This window comes from Streptomyces sp. NPDC033180, from assembly GCF_055577645.1.
On record NZ_JBVIPU010000007.1, the window covers coordinates 1 to 11,936 of the forward strand.

The following is an 11,936-nucleotide window of genomic DNA, read 5'->3' on the forward strand; positions in this document are numbered from 1 at the left end:
CATGACCACCGGGTCGTTGTGCTTCACCGAGATCTTGATGTCCCTGAAACCATGCTCCTCGAAGAGCGACGCCTCCCACAGAGCCGACTCCACCAGAGCCTCCGGAGTCGCCTTCCCGTACTTCTTGAGGAGGCGCGCATCCAACGAACCCGCGTTCACGCCGATCCGGATCGGCGTACCCGCGTCGTTCGCGGCCCGCGCGATCTCCTTCACCTTGTCGTCGAACTGCTTGATATTGCCCGGGTTCACCCGCACCGCGGCACAACCGGCGTCGATCGCCGCGAAAACATACTTCGGCTGGAAGTGAATGTCGGCAATCACCGGAATCTGCGACTTCCGCGCAATCGTCGCCAGCGCGTCAGCGTCATCCTGCGTCGGACACGCCACCCGCACGATCTGGCAACCCGACGCGGTCAACTCCGCGATCTGCTGCAACGTCGCCCCGATATCGGACGTACGCGTCGTCGTCATCGACTGCACCGACACCGGTGCGCCGCCCCCCACGGCCACCGAGCCGACCTCGATGCGCCGCGAGAGGCGGCGCTGCGAGATCGGCCGGACCGGCAGCTCGGGAAGGCCCAGTGCGACAGGCGTTCCGAGACTCATGACGTCACCCCGCGCGGTTCGCGGAGACCGTTTCGCGGGCGGCGCGGATGGACTCCTTCAGGGAGCCCATGGTGGCGAGGACGGCGGTGGGCTCGTAGCCGCAGTGCGCCATGCAGTTGGCGCACCGCGGGTCCTTGCCGCGGCCGTACTTGCTCCAGTCGGTCTCCTCGATGAGCTCCTTGTACGTCGGGACGTACCCGTCGCTCATCAGGTAGCAGGGGCGCTGCCAGCCGAAGAGCGAGTAGTTCGGGATCGCCCAGGCGGTGCACGGGAAGTCCGCCTTGCCCTCCAGGAAGTCGAGGAACAGCGGCGAGTGGTTCAGGCGCCAGCGCCGCCTGTTGCCGCCCGCGAAGGCCTTCTTGAACAGCTCGCGGGTCTGCTCGACGCCCAGGAAGTGCTCCTGGTCCGGCGCCTTCTCGTAGGCGTAGGCGGGCGACAGCATCATCTCGTCGACTTCCAGCTCGTCGTTGAGGAAGTTGAGGACCTCGATGATGTTCTGCGGCGTGTCGTTGCTGAAGAACGTGGAGTTGGTGGTCACCCGGAAACCGCGCTTCTTGGCTTCCTTGATGGCCTCCACCGCCTCGTCGAACACGCCCTCCTTCGCGACGGATTCGTCGTGCCGTTCCCGCATTCCGTCGATGTGCACGGCGAACGCGAAGTACGGGGAAGGCGTGAACTTCTCCATCTTCTTGCGCAGCAGCATGGCGTTGGTGCAGAGGAAGACGTACTTCTTCTTCGCCACCAACTGCCGCACGATCTCGTCGATGTGAGGGTGCATCAGCGGCTCACCACCGGCGATGGACACCATCGGCGCACCGGACTCAAGGACGGCGCCCACGGCCTGGGCCACCGGCATGCGCTGCTTGAGCACCCCGGCCGGGTGCTGGATCTTGCCGCACCCTTCGCACGCGAGATTGCACGCGAAGAGCGGCTCCAACTCGACGATCAGGGGAAACTTGTCACGCTTGCGGAGCTTCTGTTCAAAGAGATACGTCGCGACCTTGATGGTCTGGCGCAGCGGCATGGCCATCTGGCTCACCTCCGGGGGAGCAAAGAAGAACGGTGCCATTCGAAAAACGCGGGAAGCACGGAACGGAGAACACGGAAAGCTGATATTCCACCGCGCACCGTGCCGATGCGGACGAGTTCGTGCTGTGGGGCGTCCACGACCACCCGGACGGCGGCAACAGGACGGTCTCCCGCCCGCAGCGCGCTGTGCAGCGTCGCGGCGGATTCCATGTCCGCCGCGATCGCGCCCGTGGCGAGCAGAGCGGCCCTTTCGTGGCCGCGGATGACATGGTCGGAGCCGGTGAGCGGGCCGGTGTGCACGGTGCGGCCCGGTACGGCCCGCTCCAGCTCCTTGACCAGCAGATCAGTGCGGACACAAGGCGTGTGGCCGTCCGCGTGCCGGGTCTCGTCGGCGACGACCAGATCGCCGGGGTGCATGCCGGGGGCGAGCCCGGCACAGAAGCCGGTGGCCACGACGGCGGCGTGGCGCAGCGGTTGCCTGCCGAGGGCGCCGGTGACGGCGCGCTCGGCGTTCTTGGGGCCCATGCCCGTACGGAGCACGGTGAGCCGCCCGTGCGCGTTCCCGCGGTCGCCCATGCGCAGGGCGAGGTGCTCGATGCCGAGCGCGCAGGCGATCAGCAGCGGTGCGGGGTCCGGCGCGGCCGGGGTTCGGTCCATCAGCCCCCCTTGGTGGAGAGGCCCGCGAACGGCTCCCCGTTGACGTACCGGCCGAGCGCGGTGAGTGGGAACACCTGCCGGTAGAGGTGGTAGTTGATGGAGAAGTCCCAGGGGAAGCCGGTACCGGTGAAGTACGGCTCGTTCCAGGAGCCGTCGTCCCGCTGTGTCTCGGCGAGCCAGGCGATGCCCCGCTCCACGGCCTTGGAGTCCCGCTCGCCCGCCGCGAGCAGCGCCAGCAGCGCCCAGGCGGTCTGCGACGCGGTGGAGGCGCCGTGGCCCCGCCACTCCTCGTAGCGGTAGGAGCGCAGGTCCTCGCCCCAGCCTCCGTCGTCGTTCTGCACCGACTCCAGCCAGCCGACGGCGCGGCGCAGCGCGGGGTGCGAGGCCGGCAGCCCGGCCACGGTCAGCGCGGGCACCACGGACCCTGTCCCGTATACGTAGTTGACGCCCCAGCGGCCGAACCACGAGCCGTCCGGCTCCTGTTCGGCGAGCAGCCACTCGATGCCGCGCCGGGTGCGCGGGTCGTGCGCCTTGCCCTCGATGGCGAGCATCTCCACGACGTGCCCGGTGACGTCGGCCGACGGCGGATCGATGACCTCGCCGAAGTCGCAGAACGGCAGCCGGTTGGGGAACGGACTGGTGTTGTCGGCGTCGAAGGCGGCCCAGGCGCCGCCCCTCGACTGCATGCCCAGGGTCCAGCGCATGCCCCGCTCGACCGCGTTCTCCAGGCGCGGGCGGTCGGGGTGTTCCACCCGGCGCAGGGCCAGGATGACCTCGGCGGTGTCGTCGATGTCGGGGTAGTTGTCGTTGTGGAACTCGAACGCCCAGCCGCCGGGCGCGAGCCCGGGCCTGCGGACCGACCAGTCGCCGGGCCGTACGATCTCCTCACCGAGCATCCAGTCCGCCGCCTTGATGAGCTGCGGGTGGTCGGCGGGCACGCCCGCGTCGGCGAGCGCGATGGTGGCCAGGCAGGTGTCCCAGACCGGCGACTGACACGCCTCGATCATCCGGGCGCCGTCCTCGCGCCAGACCGCGAACCGGTCGAGCGACTCAAGGCCCGCCTTGAGAACCGGGTGTTCCAGGTCGTAGCCCAGCAGATGCAGTGCGATCACGGAGTAGACGGCCGGGGGCTGGATGCCGCCCCAGCAGCCGTCGTTCTCCTGGCGTTCGATGATCCAGCGAGCGGCACTGTTCATCGCGGCCTTGCGCACCCTGCGCGGGGCGACCTTGCGGTAGAGGTGCAGCGCCTTGTCGAGCCTCTGGAAGACACCGTCCCAACTCCCCATGGGAGCAGAGGGCTTGCTCGGGTTCGGTACGCGCGCGTCGCTGTGCAGCTCGTCCAGCGGGAAGGGCGCGGGGCGGACGGGGCGCTTGGCGGAGACGACCGTGAGCGGCACTATCGTCTGCCGCGCCCAGCACCCGAAGTCGTAGATGTTGAGGGGCAGCCACTTGGGGAAGTACATGAGTTCCGGCGGGAGTTCGGGGAGGTCCTCCCACTTCCACCAGCCGAAGAGCGCGAGCCAGATACGGGTGAAGACGCGGCTCGCGGCGATGCCGCCCTGGTCGCGGATCCAGGCGGAGGCCTTCGCCATGTGCGGGTCGTCGGGGGCGTCGCCCGCCAGACGCAGCGCGACGTACGCCTCGATGGTGGTGGAGAGTTCGCCGGGGCCGCCGAAGAAGGTGGCCCAGGTCCCGTCCTCGCGCTGCTCGCCGCGGATGAAGAGCGCGGCGGCGCGGGTGGTCTTCTCGTCGCGGATCCCCAGGAACTGACGGAGCAGCAGGTCCTCGGCGTCCATCGTCACGTTCGTTTCGAGGTCGCCCTTCCACCAGCCCTGGGCGTCCTGCTGCGAGAGCAGGAATTCGGTGGAGCGTTGTATGGCGCGCGCGGCGGTGTCACGTGGCCCTGCTGTCGTCACCGCGGGCCGGTCGAGTGGCTGGCTGGCCGAGGTTGCCCGGGGCGTCACCGCTCCGGTGCTTCCGTCGGTCGTCGCTGTCATGGCTTCCCCTTCGTGCAGTCGTCTTCTCTGCTGTGGGTCCGCCGTCGGCCGACGCGCTGGGCGCCGGCCGGCGACTGCGAGTCCTATATCTGCTCGATAGTGATCATCTCTTTCGTACGACGACGAAGTCGGCGAGCGCGACGAGCTGCGCCCGCACCCGGTCCGGCATCTGGACGGTGTCGAGGGCCTCGATGGCGATGGTGTGCTGGCGCCGGGCCTCCTCGGCGGTCCACTCGCGGCCACCCGCCTGCTCGATCAGGGCGGCTCGTGCGGCGAACTCCTCCTCGGAGAAACTGTCGAAGTCATTGCTCTTGGCGTCGGCCGCGAGCAGCTCGGCGAGCTGCTCGGACGCGGGTCCGCCCGCCGCGAGCGCGGCCACGACGGGCAGTGACTTCTTGCGCTGGCGCAGATCGCTCCAGGTCTGCTTGCCGGTGGACTCCGGATCGCCCCAGATGCCGAGCAGATCGTCCACGGCCTGGAAGGCGAGGCCGAGGTGGTAGCCGTACTTCTCCAGGATGTCGGCGGTGCGGTCGTCGGCGCCGCCGAGGACCGCACCGATGGAGACCGCGCAGGCGAGCAGGGCGCCGGTCTTGTTGCCCTCCATCTCCAGGCACTCCTCGACGGTGACCCGCTCGCGGTGCTCGTAGGAGATGTCCTGCGCCTGGCCGTCGATCAGGGCGCGGGTCGCGGTGGTCAGGCGGCGCGTGGCACGGCCCGCCTCGACGGTGCCGATCTCCAGGAGGATCTCGTTGGCGAGCGCGAAGAGGGCGTCGCCGACGAGGATGGCCTGGGCCGGGCCGTGCACCTTCCACACCGTGTCGCGGTGGCGGCGCTGCTCGTCACCGTCCATCAGGTCGTCGTGCAGCAACGAGAAGTTGTGCACCAGTTCGACCGCGACAGCTCCCGGTACGCCGACCTCCGGCGCGGCGCCGGCCGCCTCCGCGGAGAGCAGGGCGAGGGCGGGGCGCACGGCCTTGCCGCCGTCACCGTCCGACGGGTTGCCCTCGGCGTCGATCCAGCCGAAGTGGTAGGCGGCGACGGTGTCCATGGGCGGCGCGAGGCGGTCCACGGCGGACCGCAGCACCGGGGTGGCCAGCGTCCTTCCGCGCTCGAGCAGTGAGGTCACGTCCACCGTGTCGGCAGCCGATTCGGCCGAGGGCACAGTCGGCACAGTCTCTCCTCTTGTTCCGGTACTGGTTGTTCCGGTGCTGGTTTCCTGGGGACCTGACCCCAGAAGGGCTGGCTTCACGCGGCCTCCTCGACGTCGAAGAGGTGGTCACGTGGGCGGTCTAGTGCGGAGAGAGCTTCCCTTGCGGCGCTGATGCCGCTGCGGACGGCGCTCTCCATGGTCGCGGGCCACCCGGTGGCGGTCCACGCCCCGGCCAGGTACAGGCCGGGGGCCTTGGTGCGAGCACCGGGCCGCAGCCGGCCCACACCGGGAGTCGGCGCGAACGTCGCGGTGCGCTCCCGGGTCACGAAGAAGTCCCGCACTTCGGCGCCGTGCGCGGCGGGCAGCAGTCGCTCCAGCTCCGGCAGGTAGCGCTCGCGCAGCGCGGCGACGGGGGCGTCGATCTCGTCCTGGGCGGCGGACTGGGACAGGGCGACGTACTGGCCCTCGGTGAGCCCGGAGGCGTCGGTCCGGTCGAAGACCCACTGCACCGGTGAGCCGATGGCTGCGAAGAAGGGCCGCTTGAGCACCTTGCGGTCGTAGACGACGTGGATGTTGAGGATCGGCGCGGTGTCGATGTCGAGCAGCCGGTCGGGCTCGTCCAGGGCGCCGTCCGGGAGCAGATCGTGGGTCTCGTGCTGCGGCACCGCGAGCACGACGGTCTGTGCCTCGATCGTCTCGCCGGGAACTTCGACCTTCCAACCGCCGTTCTCCGTACGGGAGATGGAGGTGACTCGTGTCCTCAGTTCGGTTCGCACGCCCGCGGAGTCGAGCGCCTTGCGGGCGAGCGTGTCATGGAGATCACCGAGGGGCACATGCGCCCAGCCGATGTCGGCGGCGCCCGGCTGCGAGAGCAGCCCGGTCTTGAAGACCATCGCGGCGAGCCCCAGCGAGGAGTCCCCCGCGACGGCGTTCAGCGTGGCCACGCCGACGAGGTCCCACAGGGCCTCGATGGCACGCGCCGACTGACCGTGCGCGGCGAGCCAGCTGCCGAAGTCCTGGCCGTCCAGCTTGGGGTCGGCCGGGTCGAGTCCCTTGAGGGCGAGCGCGGCACGCCCCACGTTGGCGCGCTCCGCGAGCGACAGATGCGGGTACGTGGCGAGGCTCGCCGCCAGGTGCAGCGGCACGGGCAGCGCGGTGCGGCGAAGGCGTCCGAGCCGATTGCGGTCGGCGTCGAGGACGGGCACGTCGAGACGTTCCTGCAGGGGCGCGAGGGCCGCGCCGTCGACGCGGTCCAGGAACCAGCGGTAGGCGGTGCAGCAGCGCAGATAGACGTGCTGGCCGTTGTCGACGGTCAGCTCGCCGCGCTTGAAGGAGAAGGCGAGCCCGCCGAGGCGCGGCCGTCCTTCGAGCAGCGTCACGCGCAGCCCCGCGTCGGCGAGGGACAGCGCCGCGGTGATGCCGGCGAGGCCGCCGCCGACCACCACGGCGGCCCCGCGGCCATCATGGCCGTCGGCCTCCGCGGTCGATGGCGTGTCGTCGTCTCTCATGCGCTTTCCCCCTCGGCGGTTGCAGTCTGGGACGCCGGGGCGGAGCGGAGGGTTGCCCACCGGTCGCAGGAGGTTGCCCTACGTTCTCCGCATTCGCCTCGGATGCCCATCAAATACGCCTCCTGACGGTCTGCCGGGAGATGGTGCGCGCATCGAGACCGGAGAGACCGCGCACGGCGACGTACGCCTTTTCGCGGCCCGGCAGCGAGACACGACCGCGCAGGACCGCCTCCGGCTCCCGCTCGATGCGGTCGAGAAGCCGCCGGTAGATGCCCGCCATGGCGGCGACACAGGCCCCGCTGCGCCGGTCGAGCATGGGGAGCAGTCGATACCCCTCGGCGAACAGCGCCCGCGCCCTGCGCACCTCGAAGTGCACGAGCCCGGCGAAGTCGGAACCGGCGGGCGGCTGTGAGCCCGAGAACCCGGCGGAGCAGCCGAACTTGGCGAGATCGTCGGCGGGCAGATACGTACGGCCGCCCTCCGCGTCCTCGCGAACGTCACGGAGAATGTTGGTGAGTTGGAGTGCGAGGCCGAGCGTGTCGGCATACTCCGGCGCGCGCTCGGCATTGAGCGCCCCCCGCTCCGTGCCGAACACGCCCAGCGAGAGCCGCCCGATGGCACCCGCCACGCACCGGCAGTAGACCTTGAGGTCCTCCCACGTCTCGTACGTCTCACCGCGGACGTCCATCAGGACCCCGTCGATCAGCTCGTCGAGCCCGCCGAGCGGGATGGGGAAGTGTGTCGCGGCGTGCGCGAGCGCCACCGCCACGGGGTCGGTGTCGTCCTCGTCCACCTTGCCCTCGCGGATCCGGGCGAGCAGGGCCCGGGTCTCGTCGAGGCGCTCGGCCTTGACGTCCGGCGCGAGCGCCCCGTCGCCGATGTCGTCCACGCGCCGCGAGAGGGCGTAGAGCGCCGACATCGCGCGGCGCTCGGGCAGCGGAAGCAGCCTGATGCCGTACGCGAAATTGCGTGCCTGCTGCCCTGTGACGGCCTCGCAGTAGCTGTATGCGGCGAGTACCGGCGCGGACACGTTCGGGCCTGACTCCACGGTCCGGCTCACCCCTCTCCTCGCAGAACCGCCCCCGCCTCGCGCAGCAAACGCGGTTTGGTGGGCTTCGGCGGTCCAGGAAGTACGTCGTATCCGGCGGCGGCGATCGCAGAGACCGCCGCCCTCCCCCCAGCCACGAAACCTGCAAGCAGCACCTTCAGCCTGCCGTGGACGCTACCCACCAGGGGGGTGCCTTCATTCAGGAGGCAGCGGGCGCGTTCTGCTTCATATGCAACCAGTGCGCGCACCGACGCGCCTGCTGTCGGTGCGGCCAGATCCCGCTCCTGGACATGGAATCGCTTCATGTCCTCGGCGGGCAGATAGATGCGCCCTTGGCCCAGGTCCTCGGCGACGTCCTGCAGGTGCTCGACGATCTGGAGGCCGGTGCACACCGCGTCCGAGCGGCGGATCCGCTCCGGGGTCGCGGTGCCCGTGATACCGAGGACGAGTCGGCCCACGGGGTTCGCGGACAGCTCGCAGTAGGCGAGGAGATCGTCGTACGTCTCGTAGCGGGCGACGAGCTGGTCCTGGCGGTTGGCCGCGATCAGGCCGAGAAAGGGCTCGGGGGTGAGGTGGCAGCGCCGCACGGTGGGCTGGAGGGCACGCATCAGCGGGTGCCGCGGCGTGGAGTCGAAGACCCGGTGCAGGTCGGCCTCGAAAGCGTCCAAGAGGGTGAGCCGGTCCTCCGCGGCCTCGGGGTCCACACCGAGGTAGCGGGCGTCGGCGCCGCCGGGGGCCAGATCGCCGTCGCCGATGTCGTCGACGAGGCGGGCATAGCCGTACACGGCCATGAGATCGTCGCGCCAGGCGCGGGGCAGGAAAAAGGGCGCCACGGGGAAGTTCTCGTCCGCGGCCTTCGCGAGGACGGCGGATGCGTCGCGCAGCTGGAGATCATCCGTAGCCATTGCCGTCACATCTCCCGTTCTACACTGCCGATCCAATACATCCTATTTCGGACACGCCGCCCGGCCCTCCGCGTGGCGGACCGTGCCGCGAGCCGGGGCGCCGCGCGATTTCGCCCCACTTGCCGCGAATCAGCACCGGTACAGCTTACGTTGTACAACGCGGCGTGCATCGTCGGGGTGTTCCGCGCATCACAACAACACACCGATTGGCGTCAATCTTCCCTGGACCCAAGGGACTTGAGGCAACCAGAGGGGCAGCCGAGGACTCAGGACGCGCCAGGGCCCCGCCGGGTCGACTCCGGCGGGGCCCTGGCGCGTTCGGGCGTACGCGATGGGCTATTTGCCCGTGAACTTCTCGTACTCCTTGATGACCTCGTCGGTCGGCCCGTCCATGCGCAGCTCACCGCGTTCCAGCCACAGCACGCGGTCACAGGTGTCACGGATGGACTTGTTGTTGTGACTGACGAGGAAGACCGTGCCGGCCTCCTTGCGGAGCTCGCGGATGCGGGCCTCGGAGCGCTTTTGGAACTTCCGGTCGCCCGTGGCGAGCGCCTCGTCGATCATCAGTACGTCGTGGTCCTTGGCGGCCGCGATGGAGAAGCGCAGGCGGGCCGCCATGCCCGACGAGTAGGTGCGCATCGGCAGGGTGATGAAGTCGCCCTTCTCGTTGATACCCGAGAAGTCGACGATCTCCTGGTAGCGCTCCCTGATCTGCTCGCGCGTCATGCCCATCGCGAGCCCGCCGAGTATGACGTTGCGCTCGCCCGTCAGGTCGTTCATCAGGGCCGCGTTGACGCCGAGCAGCGAGGGCTGACCGTCGGTGTAGACCTTGCCCTTCTCGGCGGGCAGCAGGCCCGCGATGGCACGGAGCAGGGTCGACTTGCCGGAGCCGTTCGAGCCGATCAGGCCGATGGCCTCGCCGCGGTAGGAGGTGAAGCTGACGCCGCGCACGGCGTGCACCTTGCGTACGCCCCGCTCCTCGCCGCGCCTGAGGATGCGGCTCAGTGCGGAGGTGGCGCTGCCCTTGCCCGTCTTCGCGCCGTTCACGCGGTAGACGATGTGCAGCTCGTCGGCGATGACGGTGGGGATGTGCCCCTTGTCGGTGATCTTGCCTTCGTCAGCCACGGCCGTAACGCTCCTCAGCCTTCCAGAAGTACACGAAACCGACCACGCCGAACAGGACCGCCCAGCCGGCGGCGATGAACCACACGTGTTCCGGCAGGTACGACCTGCCGTAGTCGTCGATCATGGCGAAGCGGATGAGGTCCATATAGACGGCGGCCGGGTTCCACTGGAGCACGTCCCCGATCCAGCTGGGCACGCTCTCCTTGGTCGCGAGCATGGCGGGGATGCTGAACATGACGCCCGAGGCGTACATCCAGGTCCGCATCACGAACGGCATCAGCTGCGCCAGGTCGGGCGTCTTGCTGCCCATCCGGGCGAAGATCAGCGCCAGGCCCATGTTGAAGACGAACTGCAGGAGCAGCGCGGGCAGGACCAGGAACCAGGACAGGGCGGGGAAGATCCCGAACGCGCACATGATGATGACCAGCACGATCATCGAGAACAGCAGCTGCTGGAGCTGCTGCAGCGCGAAGGAGATCGGCAGCGAGGCCCGTGGGAAATGCAGGGCCCTGACCAGGCCGAGGTTGCCGGAGATCGCCCGCACGCCCGCCATGACCGAGCTCTGCGTGAACGTGAAGACGAAGACACCGGTCACCAGGAACGGCACGTAGATGTGGTGCGGAATACCCTCCCTGGCGCCGAGCAGCAGTCCGAAGATGAAGAAGTAGACCGCGGCGTTGAGGAGCGGCGTCGCCACCTGCCACAGCTGGCCGAGCTTGGCCTGGCTGTACTGGGCGGTCAGCTTCGCCTGGGAGAAGGCGAGGATGAAGTGGCGCCGTCCCCAGAGCTGGTTGACGTACTCGAAAAGTCCGGGCCGTGCGCCACTGACGGTCAGACCGTACTTGGCGGCGAGATCGGCCCGGGAGAGCCCGTCATCGGGCGACGGAGGCGCGGTCACCGCGACCCCGCCGTCATGCGTTGTCTCACTCACGAGTGGAAACTTTCGTCTTCAGATGCGCAGCCGGTCGGGCGTAGGCGTGGGCCAGGGACCGGAGTATGGCCCAGATGTTCTCAGACCCGAGCTTGTCAGATGACAGGAGGTCGGCCCAGTCGGGTCAGGCGCCACACCGTACGCCACTTCATCGGTCTGCGAGGTCCGCAGGGCGTCGTCCAGCCCTCCTTGAAGCCGCCGAACCAGGCCTTGAGCGCGGGGCGCGAGGGCTTCCTGGCCAGGGTCAGGAGCATCCACACACCAAGGTAGACCGGGACCAGGAGCGCGGGCAGGTTGCGGCGGGCCAGCCAGACGCGGTTGCGGGCGACCATCCGGTGGTAGACCGCGTGCCGCGAGGGGGCGGTCGTGGGGTGGAAGAGCACCATGTCGGCGCGGTAGTCGATCATCCAGCCCGCGTTCAGGGCACGCCAGGCGAGGTCGGTCTCCTCGTGGGCGTAGAAGAACTCGTCGGGCAGGCCGCCGACCTCGGCCATGACCTGCGTACGGACGGCGTTGGCGCCGCCGAGGAAGGTCGTCACGCGCGAGGAGTGCATCGGGTCGGAGGCGCGCAGGCGCGGCACGTGGCGGCGCTGGGTCTCCCCGGTGTCCGGGTCGGCGATGCGGAAGCTGATGATGCCGAGCTTCGGGTCGGCGGCGAACGCCTCGCGGCACAGCTGGGCCGTGTCCGTGTTGGCGAGCAGGCCGTCGTCGTCGAGGAAGAGCAGGACGTCGACGTCGGTGCCGCCGGGTCCGAAGGCCTCGATGCCGACATTGCGACCGCCGGGGATGCCGAGGTTCTCCGGCAGCTCGACGGTGCGTACGCCATTGGGGACCTCGGGCACGGGGGCGCCGTTGCCGACGACCACCACCTCGACCGGGTCGCCGTCCTGCTTGGCGACCGAGTCGAGGAGGGCGCGCAGCTCCTGCGGCCGGTTGCCCATGGTGATGATGACCGCGCCGACCTTCAGGGGCCGGCTCCC

General features: G+C 69.4%; 11 protein-coding genes. All 11 read right to left on the minus strand.

What is annotated here, in order from left to right; all coding sequences use genetic code 11:
- A partial coding sequence (locus ACZ5WE_RS20340; protein WP_467690954.1) for a flavodoxin-dependent (E)-4-hydroxy-3-methylbut-2-enyl-diphosphate synthase occupies window positions 1-606 on the minus strand: 606 nt, incomplete at its 3' end.
- A 4-nt stretch (window positions 607-610) separates the two neighbouring features.
- Window positions 611-1,636 (minus strand): adenosyl-hopene transferase HpnH, encoded by a 1,026-nt coding sequence (gene hpnH, locus ACZ5WE_RS20345; RefSeq protein ID WP_399391421.1) that lies wholly within the window; start codon window positions 1,634-1,636, stop codon window positions 611-613.
- A gap of 5 nt (window positions 1,637-1,641) precedes the next feature.
- Entirely contained in the window at window positions 1,642-2,292 is a 651-nt protein-coding gene (locus ACZ5WE_RS20350; protein WP_467690956.1) for a phosphorylase family protein, read from the minus strand.
- Window positions 2,292-4,289 carry a squalene--hopene cyclase gene (gene shc, locus ACZ5WE_RS20355; RefSeq protein ID WP_467690958.1) on the minus strand — a complete coding sequence of 666 codons (1,998 nt, stop codon included), beginning with the start codon at window positions 4,287-4,289 and terminating at the stop codon, window positions 2,292-2,294. Before shc ends, ACZ5WE_RS20350 begins: the two co-directional genes overlap by 1 nt.
- A 103-nt stretch (window positions 4,290-4,392) precedes the next feature.
- A complete protein-coding gene (locus tag ACZ5WE_RS20360; RefSeq protein WP_467690960.1) occupies window positions 4,393-5,538 on the minus strand; it encodes a polyprenyl synthetase family protein in 1,146 nt (381 codons plus the stop codon).
- Window positions 5,535-6,947 carry a hydroxysqualene dehydroxylase HpnE gene (gene hpnE / locus ACZ5WE_RS20365; RefSeq protein ID WP_467690962.1) on the minus strand — a complete coding sequence of 471 codons (1,413 nt, stop codon included), beginning with the start codon at window positions 6,945-6,947 and terminating at the stop codon, window positions 5,535-5,537. Before hpnE ends, ACZ5WE_RS20360 begins: the two co-directional genes overlap by 4 nt.
- A 109-nt stretch (window positions 6,948-7,056) precedes the next feature.
- Window positions 7,057-8,007, minus strand: coding sequence for a presqualene diphosphate synthase HpnD (gene hpnD / locus ACZ5WE_RS20370; RefSeq protein ID WP_467690964.1), 951 nt, complete (start codon window positions 8,005-8,007; stop codon window positions 7,057-7,059).
- A complete protein-coding gene (gene hpnC / locus ACZ5WE_RS20375; RefSeq protein ID WP_467690966.1) occupies window positions 8,004-8,900 on the minus strand; it encodes a squalene synthase HpnC in 897 nt (298 codons plus the stop codon). The genes hpnD and hpnC overlap by 4 nt, the downstream gene beginning before the upstream one ends.
- A 336-nt stretch (window positions 8,901-9,236) precedes the next feature.
- Window positions 9,237-10,025 (minus strand): ABC transporter ATP-binding protein, encoded by a 789-nt coding sequence (locus tag ACZ5WE_RS20380; protein WP_467690968.1) that lies wholly within the window; start codon window positions 10,023-10,025, stop codon window positions 9,237-9,239.
- On the minus strand, window positions 10,018-10,956 hold the full coding sequence (locus tag ACZ5WE_RS20385; protein WP_467690969.1) for an ABC transporter permease: 939 nt from the start codon (window positions 10,954-10,956) through the stop codon (window positions 10,018-10,020). The genes ACZ5WE_RS20380 and ACZ5WE_RS20385 overlap by 8 nt, the downstream gene beginning before the upstream one ends.
- 95 nt (window positions 10,957-11,051) lie before the next feature.
- Window positions 11,052-11,924 carry a glycosyltransferase family 2 protein gene (locus ACZ5WE_RS20390; RefSeq protein ID WP_467691358.1) on the minus strand — a complete coding sequence of 291 codons (873 nt, stop codon included), beginning with the start codon at window positions 11,922-11,924 and terminating at the stop codon, window positions 11,052-11,054.
- Between the last annotated feature and the right edge of the window lie 12 nt (window positions 11,925-11,936).